General features: G+C 70.0%; 21 protein-coding genes. 7 read left to right on the forward strand and 14 right to left on the reverse strand.

The features are described 5' to 3' along the window. The first annotated feature begins 170 nt into the window (after nucleotides 1-170). Entirely contained in the window at nucleotides 171-1,463 is a 1,293-nt protein-coding gene (nhaA, locus tag FOH10_RS07770) for a Na+/H+ antiporter NhaA (RefSeq protein WP_143980214.1), read from the forward strand. A 103-nt stretch (nucleotides 1,464-1,566) separates the two neighbouring features. On the opposite strand, the gene FOH10_RS07775 is transcribed toward nhaA, so the two are convergent. The 6 genes from FOH10_RS07775 to FOH10_RS07800 form a co-directional block, all read right to left on the reverse strand. Next, nucleotides 1,567-3,111 (reverse strand): alanine/glycine:cation symporter family protein, encoded by a 1,545-nt coding sequence (locus tag FOH10_RS07775; RefSeq protein ID WP_143980215.1) that lies wholly within the window; start codon nucleotides 3,109-3,111, stop codon nucleotides 1,567-1,569. 114 nt (nucleotides 3,112-3,225) lie between these two features. Next, nucleotides 3,226-4,200: a hypothetical protein gene (locus tag FOH10_RS07780; protein WP_143980216.1), complete on the reverse strand. Its 975-nt coding sequence runs from the start codon at nucleotides 4,198-4,200 to the stop codon at nucleotides 3,226-3,228. A gap of 28 nt (nucleotides 4,201-4,228) precedes the next feature. After that, on the reverse strand, nucleotides 4,229-5,029 hold the full coding sequence (locus tag FOH10_RS07785) for a slipin family protein (RefSeq protein ID WP_039812092.1): 801 nt from the start codon (nucleotides 5,027-5,029) through the stop codon (nucleotides 4,229-4,231). Then, nucleotides 5,026-6,357 (reverse strand): NfeD family protein, encoded by a 1,332-nt coding sequence (locus FOH10_RS07790; protein WP_221937942.1) that lies wholly within the window; start codon nucleotides 6,355-6,357, stop codon nucleotides 5,026-5,028. Before FOH10_RS07790 ends, FOH10_RS07785 begins: the two co-directional genes overlap by 4 nt. Nucleotides 6,358-6,419: 62 nt before the next feature. After that, nucleotides 6,420-8,072, reverse strand: a complete 1,653-nt coding sequence (locus tag FOH10_RS07795) for an ABC transporter permease (RefSeq protein ID WP_143980217.1) — start codon at nucleotides 8,070-8,072, stop codon at nucleotides 6,420-6,422. Further along, nucleotides 8,069-8,992 carry an ABC transporter ATP-binding protein gene (locus FOH10_RS07800; RefSeq protein WP_039812328.1) on the reverse strand — a complete coding sequence of 308 codons (924 nt, stop codon included), beginning with the start codon at nucleotides 8,990-8,992 and terminating at the stop codon, nucleotides 8,069-8,071. Before FOH10_RS07800 ends, FOH10_RS07795 begins: the two co-directional genes overlap by 4 nt. A gap of 92 nt (nucleotides 8,993-9,084) precedes the next feature. On the opposite strand from FOH10_RS07800, the gene FOH10_RS07805 reads away from it, so the two are divergent. Further along, entirely contained in the window at nucleotides 9,085-9,606 is a 522-nt protein-coding gene (locus tag FOH10_RS07805) for a GbsR/MarR family transcriptional regulator (protein ID WP_029929539.1), read from the forward strand. 16 nt (nucleotides 9,607-9,622) lie between these two features. After that, nucleotides 9,623-10,111, forward strand: coding sequence for a GbsR/MarR family transcriptional regulator (locus FOH10_RS07810; protein ID WP_143980218.1), 489 nt, complete (start codon nucleotides 9,623-9,625; stop codon nucleotides 10,109-10,111). Between the two features lie 10 nt (nucleotides 10,112-10,121). On the opposite strand, the gene FOH10_RS07815 is transcribed toward FOH10_RS07810, so the two are convergent. Then, nucleotides 10,122-11,858 (reverse strand): ABC transporter ATP-binding protein, encoded by a 1,737-nt coding sequence (locus FOH10_RS07815; protein WP_143980219.1) that lies wholly within the window; start codon nucleotides 11,856-11,858, stop codon nucleotides 10,122-10,124. Then, complete coding sequence (locus FOH10_RS07820; RefSeq protein ID WP_244961765.1) at nucleotides 11,855-13,642, reverse strand: ABC transporter ATP-binding protein; 1,788 nt, start codon at nucleotides 13,640-13,642, stop codon at nucleotides 11,855-11,857. The genes FOH10_RS07815 and FOH10_RS07820 overlap by 4 nt, the downstream gene beginning before the upstream one ends. Nucleotides 13,643-13,745: 103 nt before the next feature. Between FOH10_RS07820 and FOH10_RS07825 the strand changes: the two genes are divergently transcribed. Both FOH10_RS07825 and FOH10_RS07830 read left to right on the forward strand, forming a co-directional pair. Further along, complete coding sequence (locus FOH10_RS07825; protein WP_143980221.1) at nucleotides 13,746-14,429, forward strand: TetR/AcrR family transcriptional regulator; 684 nt, start codon at nucleotides 13,746-13,748, stop codon at nucleotides 14,427-14,429. A gap of 186 nt (nucleotides 14,430-14,615) precedes the next feature. Further along, on the forward strand, nucleotides 14,616-15,089 hold the full coding sequence (locus FOH10_RS07830) for a L,D-transpeptidase (RefSeq protein ID WP_029929530.1): 474 nt from the start codon (nucleotides 14,616-14,618) through the stop codon (nucleotides 15,087-15,089). 41 nt (nucleotides 15,090-15,130) lie between these two features. On the opposite strand, the gene FOH10_RS34735 is transcribed toward FOH10_RS07830, so the two are convergent. Then, nucleotides 15,131-15,292 carry a hypothetical protein gene (locus FOH10_RS34735; RefSeq protein ID WP_162836489.1) on the reverse strand — a complete coding sequence of 54 codons (162 nt, stop codon included), beginning with the start codon at nucleotides 15,290-15,292 and terminating at the stop codon, nucleotides 15,131-15,133. Between the two features lie 25 nt (nucleotides 15,293-15,317). Between FOH10_RS34735 and FOH10_RS07835 the strand changes: the two genes are divergently transcribed. Beyond that, nucleotides 15,318-15,818, forward strand: a complete 501-nt coding sequence (locus FOH10_RS07835; protein ID WP_143980223.1) for a CGNR zinc finger domain-containing protein — start codon at nucleotides 15,318-15,320, stop codon at nucleotides 15,816-15,818. A gap of 1 nt (nucleotide 15,819) precedes the next feature. On the opposite strand, the gene FOH10_RS07840 is transcribed toward FOH10_RS07835, so the two are convergent. After that, entirely contained in the window at nucleotides 15,820-17,223 is a 1,404-nt protein-coding gene (locus tag FOH10_RS07840) for an MFS transporter (protein ID WP_244961767.1), read from the reverse strand. Nucleotides 17,224-17,299: 76 nt separating this feature from the next. On the opposite strand from FOH10_RS07840, the gene soxR reads away from it, so the two are divergent. Next, nucleotides 17,300-17,782: a redox-sensitive transcriptional activator SoxR gene (gene soxR / locus FOH10_RS07845; protein ID WP_143980224.1), complete on the forward strand. Its 483-nt coding sequence runs from the start codon at nucleotides 17,300-17,302 to the stop codon at nucleotides 17,780-17,782. Here soxR and FOH10_RS07850 read toward each other — a convergent pair whose 3' ends face one another. The 4 genes from FOH10_RS07850 to FOH10_RS07865 form a co-directional block, all read right to left on the reverse strand. Further along, on the reverse strand, nucleotides 17,783-18,523 hold the full coding sequence (locus FOH10_RS07850) for a helix-turn-helix domain-containing protein (protein ID WP_143980225.1): 741 nt from the start codon (nucleotides 18,521-18,523) through the stop codon (nucleotides 17,783-17,785). 374 nt (nucleotides 18,524-18,897) lie between these two features. Beyond that, complete coding sequence (locus tag FOH10_RS07855; protein ID WP_143980226.1) at nucleotides 18,898-20,436, reverse strand: substrate-binding domain-containing protein; 1,539 nt, start codon at nucleotides 20,434-20,436, stop codon at nucleotides 18,898-18,900. A 223-nt stretch (nucleotides 20,437-20,659) separates the two neighbouring features. Next, nucleotides 20,660-20,899, reverse strand: coding sequence for a hypothetical protein (locus FOH10_RS07860; protein WP_143980227.1), 240 nt, complete (start codon nucleotides 20,897-20,899; stop codon nucleotides 20,660-20,662). Between the two features lie 102 nt (nucleotides 20,900-21,001). Then, the gene (locus tag FOH10_RS07865; protein WP_143980228.1) at nucleotides 21,002-22,381 is read right to left on the reverse strand and encodes an FAD-dependent oxidoreductase; all 1,380 of its coding nucleotides are present in this window, start codon (nucleotides 22,379-22,381) and stop codon (nucleotides 21,002-21,004) included. Between the last annotated feature and the right edge of the window lie 12 nt (nucleotides 22,382-22,393).

Consider the following 22,393-nt stretch of genomic DNA (forward strand, 5'->3'; position numbering starts at 1 on the left):
GAGGGCGGTATCGGGCCGGTGGCGGGCCGGATTTCCCACCACGAAGAAGACATTCCAGACAGTGGCCGTTAGGGTGTTAATAACGCGTCAACGAACGCGGGGTGTGCCGGGAAGTCTGGTCGGCGGTAAGGGGCGAGGTGCCCTCACGTCGACGCCCCCGGAGGTTTTTCATGGCTGCCGCCCCGCGCGAGCGCCGGGTGTTCCTCGGACTGCTGTCCTGGTCCGAGCGATCAGCGCTGGCAACGGCGTTGCGCACGGAAACCGTCGGCGGCCTGGTGCTGCTGGCGGCCGCGGTGCTCGCACTGGTCTGGGCGAACTCCCCGTGGGGTGGGTGGTATACGCGGATCAGCGAGTACCACTTCGGGATCGGCGCGCTCGGGCTGGATCTGTCGGTCGCGCACTGGACCGCGGACGGGTTGCTGACGATCTTCTTCCTGGTCGCCGGTATCGAATTGAAACGCGAACTCGTCATCGGCGAGCTGCGGACACCGGCAACCGCCGCGCTACCGGTGATCGCGGCCCTGTGCGGCATGGTGCTGCCCGCCGCCGTGTACCTGAGCGTCACCGGGGCCAGCGGTGGTGACAGCGCCGGCTGGGCGGTGCCCATGGCCACCGATATCGCCTTCGCGCTGGCCGTCCTCGCCGTACTGAACACGCACCTGCCCGCCGCGCTGCGCGCCTTTCTGCTCACCTTGGCGGTCGTCGACGACCTCGGCGCCATCGCCGTCATCGCGGTGGCCTTCGCCGACGACCTGAAGCTGCTCGGACTCGGCGGCGCCGTTATCGGTCTCATCGTATTCGCTGCGCTGCAACGCTTTCGGGTGCGGGGCTGGTGGTGGTACGTGCCGCTGGGCATCACCATCTGGGCGCTGACCTATGTGGGCGGGGTGCACGCCACGGTGGCCGGGGTGTGCATGGGCCTGCTGCTGCGCGCCACCCCGGACGCCGACCGCGGCGAGGTGGAGACGCCCGCCGCCCACGCCGCCCACCTGCTGCGTCCCATCTCGGCCGGTATCGCGGCCCCCCTGTTCGCGCTCTTCGCCGCCGGCGTGACGCTGTCGACCTCCGCACTGGGCGAGGTGTTCACCCGGCCGGAGTCGCTCGGGGTGGTCCTCGGCCTGGTCATCGGCAAGATCGTCGGCATTTTCGGCGGCACCTGGCTGGCGGTGAAATTCACTCGCGCGCAACTGAACCCCGAACTGCAATGGGCCGATGTCTTCGCACTCTCCACTCTGGCCGGGATCGGGTTCACCGTCAGCCTGCTCATCGGCGAGCTGTCCTTCCCCACCGACTCCGACCACATCAAGGCCGCCGTCCTGGTCGGCTCCCTGATCGCCGCTGTGCTGGCCGCCGTTCTGGTCAAGCGCCGCAACGGCATCTACCGCCGTCTGTACGAGGCCGAGAACATCGACGAGAACGCCGACGGCATACCCGATGTCTACCAGCGCAACCCACAGGAGTGACCCCGATCCCCGGGTCGGCGCGGTACGAGCACGGCCCGCCCGAGTGCCCGAGTCGTTCTCGTGGCAGCTCGAGCGGGCCGTGGTCGACCGCGTGCGGAACCGGCTACGCCGAGGTCTTGGTCAGCTTGTCCCGGGACTTCGGATCGTAGGTCTCCCAGAACGTGGCACCGGGGATGCCCAGGGCCAGCGGATCGAAGGTCGGGTCCAGTCCGGCCTTCTTCTGGCGTTCGAAATCACGCAGCGCCTTGTAGGCCGGTTGCTGCAGGATCAGGATGCCGATGATGTTGAGCCAGGCCATCAGGCCGACGCCGATATCACCGAGGGTCCACGCGTCGGTGGCGGTGGCGACCGCGCCGATGGTGACCGAGACCAGGATCAGCGCCTGCAGCAGCAGGGTCACGTTGGAGCCGACGGTGCCGCGGATCAGCGGAACCGGGACCCGCGCGTACTTGCCCATCAGGAAGCGGAGATTGGTCTCCGCCATGTAGTAGTAGGCGATGATCGTGGTCAGGCAGAAGAAGGCCAGCGAGATGGCGACGAAGCTGGCACCGACACCGCTCCACAGGGTGTCCACCGCGGTCTGGGCGAAGGCCGGGCCGACCACCGTGTCCGACGGCAGCGCGCCGCCGTCGGCCAGTACCGTGCCGTCGGAGCTCTCACCCTCGAACACCCGGTACGCGCCGGTCGACATCAGCAGGAAGCCGGTCGCGGTGCAGATGAACAGGGTGTCGATGTAGACCGCGAACGCCTGGACGAGGCCCTGCTTGGCCGGGTGCGAGACCTCCGCCGCCGCGGCGGCGTGCGGTCCGGTGCCCTGTCCGGCCTCATTGGAGTAGACGCCGCGCTTGACGCCCCACATGACCGCCGCGCCGAGAATCGCTCCGAAGGCCGCGTCCGCGCCGAACGCGCTGGCGAAGATGGTGCTGATGACGTTCGGGATCTCCGCGGCGTTGAACGCCACGATGATCAGTGCGACCAGGATGTAGGCGATGGCCATGAACGGCACCACGACCGCGGCGAAGGCGGCGATGCGCTTGACGCCGCCGATGATCACGAAGGCCAGCAGGATGACCGCGCCCACGGCCACCACCCAGGTCGGCACGTCCCACGCCTGGTTCATGGCCGAGGCCATGGAGTTGGACTGCACGCTCGGGAGCAGCAGACCGCACGCGAGCACGGTCACCGCGGCGAAGGCGAAGCCGTAGATCTTGAAGGCCGGGGCGGCGCGGGTGTGCGCCATCGCCTTGCTGATGTAGTAGGCCGGGCCGCCGCGGTACTCACCGGTGAGTTGGTCGCGGGTCTTGTAGATCTGGCCCAGGGTGCACTCCACGAAGGACGTGGACGCGCCGAGGAAGGCCACCGTCCACATCCAGAACAGTGCACCGGGGCCGCCGAAGGCGATGGCGGTGGCGACGCCCGCGATATTGCCGGTGCCCACGCGACCGGACAGCGACATCGCCAGCGCCTGGAACGAGGAGACGCCCGACGGCGACTTCTCGCCCCTGAGCATCAGCCGGACCATCTCCGGCACCTGGCGCACCTGAACGAATCTGGATCGGATGGAGAAGTACACACCTGCCGCCAGACACAGGTAGACCAGCCCATTGCTCCAGATATATCCGTTGATGGTATTCAGAAAGTCAGCCAAAGCGCGTTCTCCCAGGCGAGGTGTCGATATGAAGCGCAATCCTCGCACAACGGGCATCAACCGGCTGTTAATTGGCCATCACGTCGATGTTAGAAGTCGAGCGCAACCATTCGGCTACTCGGCGATCCGGATACCCCAGCCCGGCAGCGGCGGAGCCGCCTCGGGCAGCTGGTCGGCCGGTACCCGGCTGGGCGTCTCGGCCAGATAGGCCGGATTGATGTGCGGATTGTCGAGCGCCCAGGCCGTGCACGCCGCGGCGAGGGCGGCGGCCTCGGCGTCGCGGGGCGCGGTGGCCGTGACGTCGGTGATCGTCCAGCCCTCGAAGACGTCGTAGTTCGGCGCCCGCCGATGCCCGAATTCGGTGGTGCGGGCGTCCACCCCGGTTGCCCCGGCGGTGTCGGCCGCGGGGGCCTCGGGATCGGCGGGGGCGGCGGTCGAGCGTACGGTCAGCCACACCGGGAGTCCGCGGGGCGGCTTCCCGGGCTGATCCTGCCGCCAGGTGTAGGTGGCTCCGGCATCGTAGGACTCGGCCACGTCCACGTCGTCCAGGCAGTACATGGCGGTGAAACCGCTGGCATCGGGCTGGATGCGCAGGATCCGTCCGAGAAACGTGCCCGCCCAGCGCAGCTTCCAGTCCCCCTCGGCCGCACCCGGCGGGTACGCGCCGCCATCCGGAATGCGCAGCCATTTGCCGTTCGGAATGACCTCCGCGTAGCCGGGATACGCGAGTCGCGCCCCCACCGACAGCGCCACCTGTGTGCTCTCCGCGAAGGCGCGCACCACGGCCGCCTCCGGCGCGCCGAGGTCGATATCGCCCGCGGCGCTCCAGCGGAAGGTGTAGTCGCCGGCCCAGGCCAGCGGGAATTCGTAATCCGCGGGCGTCACGGCCGTGGGATGGGCGAGCGCGGCGCCCTGGTGCACCGGGGCCTCGTCGCGGGTCGAGCACGCCGTCAGTCCCAGTAGTGCCGCCAGTGCCGCCGCACAGCGCAGCGGGCGGGACGCCGCCGGGATCCGCGCGCGGGCGCGCGCCGAACCATCGGCGGTCGGCAACTCCGATGTTGCCCGGGGAAGAAAACGACGTATCGACATGCTGGGACGACGATAACGCAGCGGGCGGTCACCGCTGCGGGGGCTCCTCCGTCCGCGCGGCGGCGGCCTCGGCGAGCGGGCGCACCGCATCGGCCAGCTTCACGAACTCCATGGGCAGCGGGAAGATCAGCGTCGAACTGCGGTCCGCCGAGATATCGGCCATGGTGGACAGCACCCGCAGTTGCAGCGCGGCCGGGCGGCGCTCCATGACCTCGGCGGCCTTGCCCAGGGTTTCCGCGGCCTCCTGTTCACCCTTGGCGTGGATCACCTTCGCGCGGCGCTCACGTTCGGATTCGGCCTGCCGGGCCATGGCGCGGCGCATGCTCTCGGGCAGCTCCACATCCTTGACCTCCACGTGGTCCACCTTGACGCCCCACGGGTTGGTGACCTCGTCGATGATCTTCTGCAGTTGCGAGTTCACCTGCTCGCGATTGATCAGCAGATCGTCCAGATCGGTCTGGCCGAGAATGCTGCGCAGGGTGGTCTGGGCGAATTGCGAGGTGGCCAGGACGTGGTCCTCCACGGCCACCACCGATCGCACCGGATCCACCACCCGGAAGTAGGTGACCGCATTGACGGTGACGGTCACATTGTCCTTGGTGATGACGTCCTGCGGCGGAATGTCCATGGTGACCGTGCGCAGCGACACCTTCACCATGCGGTCCACGATCGGGATGATGAAGAACAGGCCCGGTCCCTTGGCGCCGATCACCCGGCCGAGCCGGAAGATCACGCCGCGTTCGTATTCGTTCACGATGCGGATGGCGGCGGCCAGCATCATCAGCACGACCACCACGGCGGCTATCAGTCCGAGTATCACTTGACTCACTTCTTCTCCGGTGTGAGGGGTTCGACGACGAGGGTCAGCTCGTGCAGGTCGACCACCCGCACCCGCTGCCCGGCACGCAGCGGCGGCCCGTCGCTGCGCACGTTCCACCACGAGCCCTCCAGTCGGGCGCGTCCCCGCTCGCCCTCGGCCTCCTCGATGGTGGTCTCCTGTCCGATCAGCGTCTGGCTGCCGGAGACGGTGGGGGCTCGCCGGGCGCGCAGGGCCAGCCGTCCGGCCAGGACCGCGCCCAGCCCGACGACCACGGCCGTCGGCCACAGCACGCGCGGGTCGACGTCGAACGGCTCGTCGAACAGCATCAACCCGGACACCGCGAGGGCGATGGCACCACCGGCGGCGAAGACCCCGATGCCGGGGGTGAACAGCTCGGCCACGAACAGCGCCACGGCCAGGCCCAGCAGCAGCAGGCCCGCGATATTCACCGGCAGCACGGCGAGCGAGACGAAGGCGAGCGCCAACATCACCGCACCCAGCACGCCGCCCAGACCCGCTCCGGGACTTGCCAATTCGTACAGGATGGCGAGGCTGCCGAGGGAGAGCAGCAGGAATGCCAGCGTCGGGTTGGCCAGGGTCTGCCGCAACTGGGCGAAGGTGCCCATGCGGTAGTCGTCCACGGCGGCGTCGGCGGTGCGCAGGGTGGTTTCGGTGCCGTCGGCGAGTCGCACGGTGCGGCCGTCGATCTCGGTCAGCAGGGTGGTGCGGTCGGCGGCCACCAGGTCCACCGCGCCGATCTCCACCGCCTCGCGGTCGGTGACCGCGCGGCCCTCCCGGACGGTGTCCTCGGCGAATTCGGTATCGCGGCCGCGCTGTTCGGCGATCGACACCGCGTAGGCGGCAGCGTCCTCGACGACCTTGCCGCCGGCCTCCTCGCCACTGGCCGCGTCCACCGGAGTGGCAGCGCCGATGGTGGTGCCCGGCGCCATGGCGGCGATGTGGGCGGCGGAGGTGATGATGGATCCGGCCGACGCCGCCCGTGCCCCCGACGGCGCGACGTACACCACGACCGGGACCTGCGCGTCGAGGAATTCCCGCACGATCGCCCGCATGGCGGTGTCCAGTCCGCCGGGGGTGTCCAGTTCGAGCAGGAAGGCGCGGCGCTGCTCCCGTTCGGCGCGCTGCACGCCCTCGCGCAGATGGTCGGCGACGACCGTCGTGATGGGGCCGTCCACCGAGGTCGCCAGCACACCGCTGTCCGCCTGCTGACCGTGCGCGGTGCCGCCGCCCAGCAGTGCGGAGACGAGAGCGACCGCGCCCGCCAGCAGTAGCAGCAGTGCGGGCGCGATCGCGCTCCGGTGCGGACCGGTATTCACTGTTCTTCGAGTGTCACGCGCGGGCGAACGCAAACCTCCGGATCCGCGATCCGCGCCGGTCCCTACTTCATATCGAGGTCACGCCGCCGGAAGGCCGTGCCGCCCGCCCCGATCAGCGCGAGGGCGAGGGCGGTGAGGACGACCAGCGGGGACCAGGTCATCGGTTCCAGCGGTAGCGCGGCGGTGTGTTCGAACGGCGACAGGTTCATCACCCATTGCGGCAGGTCCATGATGGATCCGAAGAAGGCGAGGATCATCGCGAAGCCGAACAGCGCCCAGGCCGCGCCGACCGCTCCCGGCACGACGCCGAACAGCAGCGCCGCCACCGCCAGCACCACCAGGACGGCGGGCAGATACGCCAGATGCGCCGCGATGACCTTGCCCAGGTAGGAGCCGTCGCCGATGGAGACGGCCGCCGACAGGCCCAGTGCCGCGCCCACCACCAGCAGCAGGGCGGCCGCCCCGGCCGCCAGCACCCCGATCCAGCCGCCGAACAGCGCCCAGCGGCTGGTGCCGGTGGCCAGCACGGGTTCGGCGTGGCCCTTGGTCTCCTCGCCGCGCAGCGACTGCACACCGAGGATGACGAAGATCGCCACCAGCAGGGCGTCGAAGACGGCCATGGTGCTGACGTAGCCGTCCAGCATGCGGCTCGGGTCACCGCCCATGACGTCGACGACATTGTCGGGCAGATCCTCGAACGCGTCGACCAGGGTGCTGGTGAGCGCGCCGTAGAGCAGCCCGCTCGCCGCCAGCGCCAGCGACCAGCCGATCAGGCTGGCCCGCTGGAGCCGGAAGGCAAGGGCGACAGGGGAATCGAGCCAGGCGGGGGCCTCGCGGTTACCGCGGCGCGGCGCGACCAGACCGGCATTCAGATCGCGGCGGCTCGACAGTGCGTAGCCGATCGCCGCCGCCGCGACGGCACAGCCGACCGACAGCGCCAGCGGCCACCAGCGCGGATCCACGTAGGCGCGGGTCTGCTGCGACCAGGCCAGCGGGGAGAACCAGGACAGCGCGCTGCCGCCCTCCCGGATCGTATCCCCGGCCGCGCGCACCACGTACGCCACGCCGAGCGCGGCACCGGCCACACCCGATGCGGCGCGGGAGTATTCGGTGACCTGCACGGTCACCGCGGTGATCCCGGCGAAGACCAGACCGGCGGCGCCGACGCTCGCGCCGAACAGCGGCGCACCGCTGGTGTCGAGACCGGAGATGGCGAAGCTGCCCGCGATCAGCAGGGAGAGCGCCACATTCGCGGCCGCCGCCAGCAGCAGCGCCGCGGTGAGCGGGGCGTGGCGGCCGACGGCGTTGGCGCGGATCAGCTCGGCCCGGCCGGTCTGCTCCTCCACCCTGGTGTGCCGGGAGATGAGCAGGATGTTCATCAGCGCGGCCAGCAGCAGGAAGTACAGCCCGTAGATGGCGACGATCACGGATTCGACGGTGGGATCGGTCAATCCGTAGCCCGGACCGGCGATGAGCGCGCCCATGGTGCCCTCGGCGAATTGGCTGACCGCGCGCAGATCCTCCTGGGTCTTGTACACCTGCGGCAGCGCGGCCGCGTAGTACAAACCCATGAAGGTGATGCCGATGATCCAGGCGGGCAACTTGATTCGGTCGCGGCGCAGCATGAAGCGCAGCAGGGTGCCGGTTCCGGTGAAGGCGGTGCCGTGCCCGGCGGCGGGCCGGGTGGGCGCGGCGGTACCGGTGAGGGTGCTCATCGCGCGCTCACTCCCTGGCCGTTGCCGCTGGCGGCGAGCTCGTCGCCGTAGTGCCGCAGCATGAGTTCCTCGAGGGTGGGCGGATGGCTGGTCAGTGAGCGGATACCGGCGGCGCTGACCCGGGCGATGGCCGCGTCGAGCGCCGCGCCGTCGACATCGAAGCGCAGCCTGCCGTCCTCGGTGGTGACGTGGTGGACACCGGCCAGTTCCGCCAGTCCCGTGACCGGGCGCTCGGTCACGGCCTCGACCGAGGTGCGGGTGAGATGCCGCATCTCGGTGAGGGTTCCGGACTGCACGACCTGGCCCTGTCGGATGATGCTCACCCGATCGGCGAGCTTCTCCACCTGGGCCAGAATGTGACTCGACAGCAGGACGGTCGCACCGGCGCTCTTCACCTCGTGCACCACGTCCTGGAAGACGACCTCCATCAGCGGGTCGAGGCCCGCGGTGGGTTCGTCGAGCAGGAACAGTTCCACGTCGGCGGCCAGTGCGGCGATGAGCGCGACCTTCTGCCGGTTGCCCTTGGAGTAGGTGCGCCCCTTCTTGGTCGGGTCGAGATCGAAGCGTTCGATGAGTTCGTCGCGCAGCCGCTTGTCCAGTCCGCCGCGCAGGCGGCCGAACAGGTCGATGGCCTCGCCGCCGGTGAGGTTGGGCCACAGCTCCACGTCGCCGGGAACGTAGGCGAGTCGCCGGTGCAGGTCCACCGCGTCGTTCCAGGGGTCGCCGCCGAGCAGGTTCACCTCGCCCCGGTCGGCTTGGAGTAGTCCGAGCAGGACCCGGATGGTGGTCGTCTTCCCCGCGCCGTTCGGGCCCAGGAAGCCGTGCACCTCGCCCCGGGCGACCTGCAGATCGAGGCCGTCGAGTGCCTGGGTGGGGCCGAAGGACTTGTGCAGTCCGGTGATGGCGATGGCGTTGTCCATGCAGGCAGCGTACATATCTTTCACAAATTTGTGAATGTTCTAAAAGCTATGATGTAGCTACTCATCGATAACGGCAATGGGAGGTTGAACGGGTGTCGACAGCGCCGGAGGATCAGCAGGAGGAAGCCGTCCTGCGGTTCGTGGAACAGTTCGCGCTGTTGCTCACCGAATCCGGCATGCCGCGCACCTCGGCGCGGGTGTTCGCCTTCGTCCTCGCCGATGACGCCGAGCGCTACACCGCCCAGGAACTGGCCCGGGGCCTACGGGTGAGCCCGGCCGCCGTCTCGGGAGCGGTCCGCCACCTGGTGCGGATCGGACTGCTCGGCCGTGAGCGCGAACCCGGCGCCCGGCACGACACCTACCGCGTCTACGACGACGACGTCTGGTACGCCATCACCATGCAGCGGCAGGAGGCCCTGGATCGCTCGGTGCGCTTCCTCAACGAAGGGGTCGAACTGCTCGACCACGCCCGTCCCGGCGGCCGCCGGGTGCGCGAAACACTCGAGTACTACCGGTTCATGCGCGCCGAACTGCCGCACACGATGCGACGATGGCAGCAGCGCCGCCAGGAGCTGTTCGGGGACGAGTCCGCGTCCGCCGATCCTGTCGGCTGATCCGAGAGGAGTGCTGGTGTCGGCGAATCCGGCCCCATCCGACCGTGGCGACGCCACGGCCCGCTTCGTCGAGAAGTTGGCGCTGGGGCTCACCGATATGGGCTGGCCCCGGATGCCCGCGCGCGTGTTCGCGGCGCTCATGGTGACCGAGGAGGGCCGGATGTCGGCCCGGGAGCTCACCGAGGCGCTGTCCATCAGCCCCGCGGCGGTATCCGGCGCGGTGGCCTACCTCGACCAGGTCGGGTTGATCATCAAGGAACGCGTGCCCGGTGAACGCCGCGACTCGTACCGGCTGCGCGACGATCTGTGGTACGCGAGCTTCCTCAAACGCGACCGCATGATGAAGATGTGGTCCGAAACCGCCGGTGAGGGCGTCGAACTCCTCGGCGAGGACACCCCGGTGGGACGCCGCCTCGCCGAGATGCGCGACTTCTTCGACTTCTTCGTCGCCGAACTCCCCGTACTCTTCGACCGCTGGCACGCCCGCCGCGCCGGGGAGTCCTGACGCCGACCGCTCACTCGCTCGCGGTGGGAACCAGTGCGAGCTGCCAGAATTCGGCGTAGCGGCCACCACGCCGCAGCAATTCGTCGTGAGTGCCCTGCTCGACGATCCGACCATTGTCCAGGAAGGCGATGCGGTCGGCCCGCCGCACGGTGCGCAGCCGGTGGGCGACCTGCACCACGGTGCGCCCCGCGGTGAGGCGGTCGAGGGCGGCGTGCACGGCCGCCTCGTTGAGCGGGTCCAGCGCGGCGGTGATCTCGTCCAGCAGGATGACGGGGGAATCCTTCAGCAACGCTCGCGCAATCGAGACGCGTTGGCGCTCACCGCCGGACAGCAGTGCGCCGCCCTCGCCGACCGGAGTGTCCCACCCCCGGGGCAGTCGGGCGACCACCTCGTCCAGGCGGGCGGCGGTGGCCGCCGCCCGGACCTGCTCGGGCGCCGCGTCGGGGCGGCCGAGGCGGACGTTCTCCTCGATGGTGCCGTCGAAGAGGTACACCTCCTGGAAGACGATGGCGATGCGCTCCATCAGTGTCTCCGTGGCGATGTCGCGCACATCGACGCCGCCGAGGCGCACCGCGCCCGCGTCCACGTCGTGGAATCGGGCGAGCAGCTGGAGCAGGGTGCTCTTGCCCGCACCCGACGGTCCGACGACGGCGAGGCGGCTGCCCTCCGGCACCGACAGCGTCACGCCGTCGATCATCGTGCGTCCCTGTCGGCCCGTGCTCGCCGTCGATGATCCCAGCGTGACGGCGTCGAGTTCCAGATCCGCGCGCACCGGCTCGATCGGCCGGCGCGGCTGCGGCAGTGGCGGGGTGCGCAGCACCGCGTCGAGGCGGGCCAGTTCCGCTCGGGTGGCACGCATCTTGCCGCCGATCTCCGCCAGCGACAGCAGCGGGTCGGCGCATCGGGCGGCGAGGACCAGCACCACCAGCAGTTCGGCCGCGCCGATGGCTCCGCCCAGTGCCAGATACGCGCCCAGCGCCAGCAGGGCGGTGAACACCGCCTGCACCGTGACCGTCAGGCCGATGATGCCGGGCAGCGCCGACAGGGTGGAGCGGCGTGCGGTTCGCTCGAGTGCGGACAGCGCGTCGTCGAGCAGGTCGAAGCGAGCGGCGGTGCGGCCGCCGCTGCGCAGCACCGGCTGCGCCTGCAGGTATTCGATGACGCGCCCGGCGGCCTCGCTGCCGCGTTCGAGCCGTTGGGCGTCGGCGGCGGCGCTCGCGCGCCCCGCCCACCACTGAATCGCCACCAGGACCGGCACCGCGAGCAGGGCGGCCAGGCCGAGCCGCCAGTCGACGACGAGGACCACGGCCAGGATCGTCAGCGGGGTCACGGATGCGGAGATGAACGGGGACAGCAGATGCGCCGCCGCGCCCATGGCACCCAGGATGCCCTCGCCGGCCAGCGTCGAGACCTGCCCGACACGACCGGAGTCGAACCAGCCCAACGGCAGCCGGGCCAGATGATCGCCGAATCGGTGATAGACGCCGCGCAGCAACGCGATGCCGACGCGGAAGCCGGACAGGTCGCTGCGATAGCGCAGCACGGCGTAGCCCGCGACCGCGCCCGCGAAAGCGAGCAGCCAGGGGCGGGCGTCGCCGGGATGGTCCCCGAACAGGGCTCGCAGTACGGGCACCAGCAGCGCGTAGGACAGCCCTTCGGCCACGGCGGCCGCGGTCATGAGGGCCACGGTGCGCCGCATGGGCGCGGCGTAGTCGGGACCCAGCAGTCGTAGCAGCATGCGAATCATGAGTGGTCGGCTCCCGGTGTGATGTCGCCGTCGGTGTGGGCGGATCGGTGTGCGTGCCAGAGCGCGGCGAAACGGCCACCGCGCGCCAATAGGTCTGCGGGTCGGCCGGATTCGACGATCTGCCCGTCCGCGAGCACGACGACGGTGTCGGCGTCGGCGATGGTCTCGAGCCGGTGTGCGATCACGAGTACCGTGCGGTCACCCGCCAGCGTGGCCAGGGCGTCTCGCACGGCGCGTTCGGTGCGTGGGTCGGCGAAGGCGGTCGCCTCGTCGAGCACCAGCACCGGGGCATCGGCGAGCAGGGCCCGGGCGATCGAGATCCGTTGCGCCTCACCGCCCGACAGTCGCACGTCCACGCCGACCACCGCGTCGTAGCCGCGCGGCAGTTCGAGAATCCGGTCGTGGATGTTCGCCAGTCGGGCGACGCGCACTACCGCGTCGCGGTCGGCGTGCGGTACCGCCAGCGCGATGTTCTCGGCGATCGACGCGCGCAGCAGCCGCACATCCTGGAAGACGAACGAGATCGATGCGTGCAGATCACGGCTGTCGATATCGCGCAGATCGACTCCACCGAGCCGGATCCGGCCGTGGGTCGGGTCGAAGTAGCGCGGCAACAGCTGTGCCAGCGTGGACTTTCCGCTGCCCGAAGGTCCCACGACGGCGGTGACCGTGCCGGGCTCGAGGGTCAGGTCGATACCGCGCAGCACCTCGTGGTCGTCGTCGTAGCCGAAGCGGACGCCGCGCAGTTCGACGCGGTGCCCCCGCGGCGGCTTCGGGTGGGCTGGTGTCGAAAGGGGCGGTACCGCAAGCACGTTCCGGATCCGGCCGAAGGCGGCACGGGCCTCGACCAGATCGTCGAAGCCGTGGCCGAGGGCGGCGACGGGTGCGGTCAGTCCCAGTCCGAGCAGCAGGAAGGGCAGCAGATCGGCCGGGGCCAGCGAGCCGCCGGTGATCAGCGCGGCACCGCCGACGAGGATCACCAGCAGGACGAACGGTGGCGACAGCGCCACCGACATGGCCGCGGCGGGTCCGGACAGGCCGAGCACCCAGCGGCGGAAGATGTCGGCGAATTCCGCTGTGGCCGTGCGGAACGCGTGATGCGCCCGCTGGCCGCCGCCGAATGCCTTCACCACCGCGATGCCCTGGACGAACTCCACCGCCGCGGCGGCAATACGGGCCATGGCCGCATCGCGGTCCTGTTGTTCGCGCTGCCGGGTCGGGGTCAGCATGAGCGGAACCACGGCCACCGCCAGCACCACCGAGATCAGGCTGATGAGCGTGAGCCGCCAGTCGACGGTGACCAGGTAGGCCAGCGCGACCAGTGGCACCACGAAGGCGTTGACGAGTTCGCCCGGGGCGTGCGCGAGCAACGGATGCACGGCGCTCACATCCGGTCCCACCACGGTGGCCAGTTCGCCGGTGCGTCGCCGGGAGACCCAGCCGATCGGCACCGTTCCCAGGTGCGCGGCCAGCTGCCGTCGCAGCCACAGCTGGATGCGGCCGTCGAGCAGATGACCGATGCCCGCGGACGCGGCCGTGCACAGCAGGCGCACGAACAGGCCGACCGCACCGGCGATGACCGCGAATCGGACGTCCCCATGGTCGAGGGGATTGGGCGACAACAGCATTCGGCCGAGTTCGACGACCGCCAGCAGTGGGGCGAGACCGGCGATCGCGCCGATGATCTGCAGGGTGACGACGGCCGCGAAACCGGGGCCGTAGCGGCGTGCGAGGTGCGGCGCGGACAGGGCGTCGGCGGGCTCGGCGAGGTCGGTGGCAGGCATGGCTCCATCCATTTCTATACGCGTAAAATAAAGGTACCTCGAGTGCGCGCGCCGAGCCACCGCCCCGGGCGGACCGCAGCGGGGAGTAAGGGAGGATGGTCGGATGTCCGGAGCAACAGCACCACGGGGCAGGGCGGGCCGACCGGCGCGGCTGTCCCGGGAATCGATCGTCGCCGCCGCCGACCGGGTGCTGCGCGACGAGGGGCCGGAGGCGCTGTCCATGCGGCGGCTGGCCAAGGAACTCGACAGCACCGCGATGGCGCTGTATCACCACGTGCGTGACAAGGACGAACTGCTGCTACTGGTCCTGGAGTCACATGCGCGGGAGATCCCGCGACTGGAGTTGCCCGAGGATCCCCGGCAGCGGTTGCTCGCCGCGGCGCTGGTGCTGTACGAGCGTCTGGCCGAACGGCCGTGGATCGTGGAGGTGTTGGCGGCCGACCCGCTCGTCGTCCCCTCGGCCATGCCGATGGTGGAGGTCATGATGGCGGCGGCGGTGGCCTGCGGCCACACTCCCGAGCAGGCCGTCGACGTGTACCGCACCCTCTGGTACTACATCGTCGGCGATCTGGTCATGCGCGCGAACCGGGAACGCCGACAGGGCGCGCCGGAGCGTGCCGCCGCGCTGGACCGCGCGGACGCGCTGGCCGACCTGGACGTGACCGCACTGCCCACGGTCGCCGCGGTCGCCGACCGTTGGGCCGAGCTGACCGTCCGGGATACACACCGCCAGGGCCTGGCCGCCATCGTGGACGGCCTGCTGCCGTCCGCGGTGCGTCCGGAATGATCGCGGAAAAGGCTGCCGGACAGTACCATTGATTGTCTTCCGGAATATGGCGATACCCACAGGGCCCTTCCATACAGACGACCGGTGATTCGGCTGCTCGCCGCCCGGTCGAGGCGAGAGGCTGGAAGCGTCATGGATAGGAAGCGTTCCCGGACAGGTCGTTCGTGGGCAGGCAGAGTCGCGGCCGTGGTCGGCCTGGTGGCGGCCGGACTCGTCGTCGCCGCGCCCGCGCAGGCCGAACCGCTGTGGCCGGGCGGACCCGATATCCCGGGTGTCCCGGCGATCATCCCGCCGCCACCGCCCGCGCCGGTGGTCGCGCCGTGTGACGCCTCGGCGCGCATGTGCATGCGGCTGTCGACCAATGAGGCGTGGCTGATGGAGGACGGCCGGGTCACCTACGGGCCGACGCCGATCTCGCACGGACGGCCCGGATACGAGACGCCGCCGGGGACCTTCCGGGTCGCGTTCAAACGGGAAGACCACTGGAGCACCCTGCACCACGTGCCGATGAAATGGGCGGTCTTCTTCAACGGGGACATCGCCACCCACATCGGACCGATCGAGGAGCAGTCGCACGGGTGTATCCGGATGACGCCGGAGGGTGCGGAGACGACGTTCCATCATCTGTCACCGGGTGACGTGGTGCAGGTGGTCGTCTAGACCGGACTCACTCCTGGACCGGACTCACTCCTGGACCGGACCTACTCCGAGTCGGCGAAGACGCTCTCCCCGGCGGTGGCGAGTACGGCCCCGCGCTCCTGGATCAGCCACCGCCCGCAGACGCAGCGCAGGTAGCGCACGTCGCCGTGGGTGGACACGGTGGTCGGGGTGGGCCAGGCGCAGGTGGGGCAGGTGGCTGACATGGCTCCACCCTGCTGTAATGGTTCAGTGCATTTCAACCCTTACGGCGGGGTGGCGGCCGAACTGGCCGTGCGCCTGGTGAATGCCCCACCCGAACAAGACCTCGGTCGCCTGCTGGCCGAGGCGGACTACAAGCCGCTCGGCCCCATCGACGCCCGCCAGCAGGCCGAATTGCGGCGCTGGAGCACGGCACTCGACGCGGTCTTCGACCGGCCGTCGGTCGAACTGCTCAACGCCCTGCTGGCCGCGACCACCAGTCGCCCCTACATCTCCACCCACGACGGCCGCGCCCCGCATCTGCACTACTCCGACGAGACGGCCCCGGTGGACGAGCGGGTGAAGGCGTACACGGCCTTCGGCCTGGCCTCGCTGTTCTGCGAGGACCCGCACCGCATCGGCCGCTGCGCCCGCGACGGCTGCGCCATCGTGTTCGTGGACACCTCCCGCAACGGCCGCCGTCGCTTCTGCTCCACCCGCTGCTCGACGGCCGTGCACGTCGCCGCGCACCGCCGCCGCGCCAGCCGCTGACCTACCGCCTGCGGGTGGCGAGAACCGCCGTCGCTACGCCGAATGCGGTGAGGACGGCGATGCCCAGCGCCATGAGCCGGGCCGAGTCCACCACCGACGCGTCCCCGAGCCGGATCAGCGTGCCCGCGATGGCCGAGGTGACGGCGTAGGTGATGAGCTGGGTGGTGTTGAGCGCCGCCGCGGCCTGCGCGCCCTCCGCCGGATCGTCGGTGCTGCTCATGGCTGCCACGCTCAGGTGCGGAAAGGCCAGGCCGATGCCCGTGCCCGCGACGAAGAGCACCACCGCCCAGGCGATGACGACGACGCCGGGGGCGGCGTCGGCCTGGAGCAGGCCGTAGGCGAGCAGTCCGCCGGTGAGCAGCAGCGGTGCGATGCGGATCGCCCGCCGCGCGGCGGGCGCGGTGAGGCCGACGCTGAACAGCTGCGCCACCACCCAGCCGACCGACAGTGCCGCGCCGAGCAACCCGGCGACGAGCGGTGACAGACCGCCGAGGCGCTGGCCGAACAGCGGCACGAAATTCTCGGTCATCACCCCCGCACACAGCGCCGCCACCGTCAGATAGACCCATTTGAGGGAATTCCCGCGCGCATAGGTGGAGCGGGGGAGCACGCTCACCGCGCCCCTGGCATCGATCGACAGGAACGCGGCGATCAGCAGCACGCCCGCGACCAGTGCGATGGTGGTCGAAATACCCTCGGGCACGGTAGAACTCAGGCTGAACGCGCTGGCCGCGAGGGTCAGTGTCACCAGTGCGGCCACCGGAACGGGGCTGCGGTCGGTGGATTCGGCCGCGCGCGGCAGTGTGCGGCGGGTGAGCGCGGCCAGCAGCAGCGCCACCGCCAGCAGTAGTCCGTAGGCCCACCGCCACGCCCCGAGTTCGGCGAACAGTCCGCCCAGCGCGGGCCCGATCAGCGTCCCCACTCCCCACATGGCCGATACCAGCCCGGCTCCGCGCGCCCAGAGGTGTTGCGGCAGCGTACTTCTGATGACCGCGAAGCCGAGCCCGGCAAGCAGCCCACCGCCGAGGCCCTGCACCACCCGGCCCACGACGAGTAGCTCCATGGTCGGGCTGAGCGCATTGATCGCGGCTCCGAGGGAGAAGACCAGGAAACCGGCGAGGTAGGCGGTCGCCGCACCCCACCGGCCGAGCACGCGGCTGACCAGCATGGCGGCGATCACCGCCGCCATGAGGAAACCGGTCGCCACCCACGCGTAGTACCGCGCGCCGCCGATATCGGCCACGATCGACGGCATCAGCGCGGCGGTGAAGTAGAGGTTCATCGCATACAGCGCGACGCCGCCCGCCAGGACGAGCACACTCGCGAGATAGCGTCCGGAGAACAGTTCGGACCAGCCGCCGGTCACGGCACCCGATGCGCCGTCCTCCGGATTCGTCTTAGTCACTGGGGGTTTCGATGGTGTTGCGGTCACAGGGCGCTACGCTAGAACTTCAAGTTCTATTGAAGTCAAGAGAGCGGGTATGGGACAGGCACCGACCGATCTGCTGACCATCGGCGAACTCGCCCGGCGCGCCGGGGTCGCTACTTCCGCCGTGCGCTTCTACGAAGAGCAGGGCCTGATCTCCTCGGTCCGCACCTCCGGCAATCAGCGCCGCTACCGCCGCCATGTGCTGCGGCGGCTGTCGCTGGTGCTGTTCGCCAAGCGGCTCGGGATTCCGCTGGCCGAGGTGGCCGAGGTGTTCGTGGCGCTGCCCGAGGACCGGATGCCGAGCAAACGCGACTGGGACCGGATCTCCAGGCGCTGGAGCGACCACCTCGAGGCGCGGCGGCGGGAGATCGAGCAGCTACAGCGGGAGCTCACCGGGTGCATCGGCTGCGGCTGCCTGTCGCTGCGGCGCTGCTACCTGCTCAATCCGAGTGACACCCTGGCCGAGCGCGGGTCGGGGCCCTACCGGCTGCTGCATCCGGAGGCCGACGATCGGCCCGATGTCGACGGCCGGTGATCAGGGGGCGGGGCGGATGCCGCGCAGCGGAACCATGGAGTAGACCCACCAGTCGCGGCGGGGGAGTTCGCAGCGCAGCAGTTGGACGTACATGGGCGTCCAGTCGCCGCCCTCGACGGGGCGGATCCGGACGGGGCGGCGGGGGATGTCGGTGGGCGGGATATCGGTGTGCCAGAGGCGCTGCCAGTCGGGGGAGCGTGCGCAGAGTTCGGTGATCTCGGCGATGCGCTCGGGGGCGGTGACGCCGTGGGCCATATGCCGGAACGAATGCACCATGAGGTGCACCTCGCGTTCCCAATCGGCGATGACCTCACGGGCGACCGGATGCAGCAGCATCCAGGCCATGATGTTGGTGCCCGGTTCCTCCAGGCCCGGGAACGCGCGCCGGTACGCGGCGTTACCGGCGATCAGATCCAGGGCGGGGACGGTCTGGTAGCAGGCCGGGTACGGGATGCTCTCCAGGAAGTCCAGCTCCGCGCGGCTCGGCGCCTGTGTCGTGGCCGAGATCGCGGTGAGTTCCGGTTGCAGCACGTTGGCCGCGTACTCGCGGTAGTTGATCGGCACGTCGAGCGCGTCGAACAGCGCGCCCAGGGCGGTGGAGGTCGGCGGCCGGGTGCCCTGTTCCAGCTTCTGGATGAGCCCCTCGGAGATACCGGCCCGGCGGGCCAACTCGGCGCGGGTCAGACCCGCGGCCGCGCGGCGTTCTCGCAGGTAACCGGCGATGGCCTCCCGTGGCTCCACTGCGGGTGCGACCTCCTGAGACGACTGCTGCCAACGGCTGGCGATTACCCGATGAACCTACCGCCAGATGGGGCGATTGCCCGAACCGTCGGAGTGACGCACATCTCACCCGGTCTGGTAACTGGGACAAATTGGGACAGGACCTCGGCTTGACCCCCGGCGGGTCGACTCGGGATGCTCTCAGGGCCGTCCGAGACAGGATGGCTGCCGGATGCCAGGAGGGGACGGTATGGACGCGGTCGGCGAGGATCGCGGCCCGTACCGCTGGGGTATCCCCCATGGCGAATCGGCCCGCACCGGGACGCCATGGGCGACGATGTCGCCGCGATCGGTGCGCTCTGGGGAGTCGCGCACCGATCGCGGCGCACGCGGGCTCAGCCGGTGGGGCGGCAGCGCACCGGATTGTCGAGTTCGTCGCAGGGGATGTTGCCGTGCGCCCGCAGGATGTCCCGGCCGAGCTGGGTGGTGAGGTAGCGCAGGAAGCTGGCGGTGAGGGATTCGGCGGCGGGGTCGCCGTAGGTGTAGGCGAATTCGGTGTTCCAGAACGGATAGGCACCGTGCGTGGCATTGAGCAGCTCGGCCGCGTGCCCGTCGATGCGGACCAGGGTGACGTCACGGCGGGGCACGGCCGCGCCCAGTTCCGCGTAGCCCAGAGCGCCGGGCAGGGCGGCGACGGTGGTGAGGACCTCCGCCGTGCTCAGCCGTTCGCAGCGGACCGGTCCGCTGGCGGCCGGATTGCCGATGGTGCGGCAGTCGGTGGAATTGGCGTCGGGATGCCACGCGCCGTCGAGTAGTTGGTTCTCGAAGGTCTGACGGGTGCCCGAGCCCCGATTGCGGCCGACGATGCGGACCGGCAGGTCGCGCCCGCCGAGCTCGCTCCAGTTGGTGATCGAACCCTCGTACAGCGCACGGATATTCGCACGCGACAGATCGGCGACCCCCGTGTCGGGATGCACGACCAGGGTGAACAGCGAGAACGCCACCGGGCGGGGGAGCAGGCGGGGGTAGCCGTCACCCTTCTCGCCGTCGGAAACGGCCACCATGGCGGGTGAGGCGTTGTCGGCCGCCGCGGATCCGGCGGCGTTCAGGGTTTGCAGCCCGACCTCGCTGCCACGGAAGTCGGCGGTGAAGTCGGCGTCGGGGCAGACCTTCTCGTAGGCGGTGGCGGCGGCCTGGATGGCCGGGGCGAGCGCGGTCGAACCGGTGAGGGTGAGCCGGCCCGACGCGCAGTCCAGCGGTGCGGCCCGGGGCTGGGTCACCGCGATGGTGAGCTGTACCGCGATGACCGACACCAGGAACAGGATCAGGGCGACGCCCCAGGGGCTGGGGCGGGTGCGGCTGCGGTTCTCGTGCACGCGGCCGTTCTTGAGCCGTCCCTCCAGCCGTGGCGCGGGGTAGTCGTCGGTGCCGCCGGTGCGGCGCAGGATGGTGAGCAGCTTGTAGTGGTCGCCCCGGTTGAGCGGGACCCGGGGTAGGTCGAGGACGCCGAAGTCGCGTTCGGTGTCCTCGCGGACGGCGATGCCGGAGGTGCCGGTGAGGCTGCGGCCCAGGTCGCGATCACTGAGTTCGGTGACGGCGTAGCCGACCACGCGCCGCCGCTCGAAGATGACCGACAGACCGGCGGCCACACCGTCGTGCACCCGGTAGTCGTGCTGGTCGATGGTGGTGGCGCCGTCGTTCTCCACCCGCAGCAGCACGATGGACAGGTCGGCCAGCGAGCCGTCGGGACGCGGGCGCAGCTGGGTCAGCAGGCCCGGGAACGCGGATTCGACCTCGCCGGTGACGGGGGTGTCCATCTGTACGCGATAGCCGAGGCGTTTGCGCCCGACCACCACGAATTCCCAGAGGAACGCCAGCGCCGGTACGAGGATGCCGAGAATCGCCGACACCTCGGCCAAAGGAAAGCCTTCCACCCCGCCCACTCCCGAGAATCGTTGGAAGAAATCGATTCTGATTCATACACCAGGGCGGGGACACCCGCAGGTCCGGATGTTCGGCCGGTGTTCTCCCGGTCGCAACCGGGGCGGGGCGGTACGGCGGGTGGAACGGTGTTGTTTCAACTGAATTCGGCTCGGGTTGCCGCGGAGGTCGGAGTCTGCCGTGACAACCCGAGGGCGAGTGGGTGATTCGATGCGTCTACAGCGTCGGGCAGAAGCCGCCTACCCCCGGTGGGCTCGCGGGCACGATGCGCTCGGGAGCCGGAACGGGGCGTTCGGGTATGGCCCCGGCCGGTGAGCCGGGTGAATGGTTGCCCGGCCCGGGGGCCGGAGCCGGTCCGACATCGCCGGAAGCCCAGGCGGCGGCGGGATTCAATGCGATCAAGGCGGCACAAACAGACGCACCGACGAACAGGCCGATGTGCTTTTTCTCCGTCATGGATTTCGACGGTACAACCAGCTCAAGGGAATTCGGCGGAGCCCGGCCGGTCGGTCGCGTTTCGATTGACGGTATTGTTACAAAGTCGAGTCAACAGACCGATCAGTTTCTGTCTTGCTTCCGCAGTGCCGACGCCGCCTTGCGCGCGGCCACCAGCACCGGATCCCAGACCGGAGAGAACGGCGGGGCGTAGCCGAGATCGAGCGCGATCATCTGCTCCACGGTCATGCGGGCGGTGAGCGCGACCGCCGCGATATCGATGCGCTTGCCCGCACCCTCTCGTCCGACGATCTGCACGCCGAGCAGGCGGCCGGAGCGGCGTTCGGCCAGCATCTTCACCGTCATGGGAGCGGCCCCGGGGAAATAGCCGGAGCGACTGGTGGATTCGATGACGACGGTGACGAATTGCAGTCCGACCGCGCGGGCGTCCTTCTCGCGCAAGCCCGTTCGCGCCACCTCCAGATCGCAGACCTTGCTGACCGCCGTGCCGACCACGCCGGGGAAAGTGGCGTAATCGCCGCCGACGCCGGAGCCGATGATCTGCCCGTGTTTGTTGGCGTGGGTGCCGAGCGGGATATGGCGTTCGGAACCGGATACGAGATCGAGCACTTCCACGCAATCGCCTCCGGCCCAGATGTTCTCGTGACCGCGCACCCGCATGGCCAGATCGGTGAGCAGGCCGCCGGACTGCCCCAGCGGCAGCCCCGCCGCCCGGGCGAGTTCGGTGGCCGGGCGCACGCCGATGCCGAGCACCACCACATCGGCGGGGTATTCGGCGTCGGCGGTGGTGACCGCGCGCGCCCGACCCGCGTCGTCGGTGCGGATGCCGGTCACCTCCGCATTGCCGACAACGCGAATGCCCATGCCTTCCATGGCTTTCCGGATGAGCACGCCCATATCCGGGTCGAGGGTGGCCATGGGTTCGGTGCCCCGGTTCACCAGGGTGACGTCGAATCCGCGACTGATCAGCGCCTCCGCCATCTCGACGCCGATATAGCCCGCGCCCACCACCACCGCGCGCCTGCCCGCGACGGTCTCCAGGGTGTCGATGAGCGCCTGCCCGTCGTCGAGGGTCTGCACGCCGTGCACCCCGGCCGCGTCGATGCCGGGTAGCGGCGGCCGAATCGGCGTCGCACCGGTGGCGAGCACGAGTTTGTCGTAGTCCCACCAGCTCTCGGCCCCGGTCTCCAGTTCGCGCGCCCGCACCCGGCGGCCGGGCACGTCGAGTTCGACCACCTCGGTGCGCAGCCGCAGATCGATATCCCGCGCCCGATGCTCCGCGGGCGTCCGCGCGATGAGTTCATCGCGGTCGGTCACGTCGCCGCCCACCCAGTAGGGAATGCCGCACGCCGAGTACGAGGTGAAATGCCCGCGTTCGAACACCACGACCTCGAGTTCCTCGACGCGCCGCAACCGGCGCGCCTGCGATGCCGCCGACATTCCCGCCGCATCCCCGCCGATGATCACCACGCGCTCGCTCATACGCCCCACGGT

Source organism: Nocardia otitidiscaviarum (genome assembly GCF_007362295.1).
Classification (GTDB): domain Bacteria; phylum Actinomycetota; class Actinomycetes; order Mycobacteriales; family Mycobacteriaceae; genus Nocardia; species Nocardia otitidiscaviarum.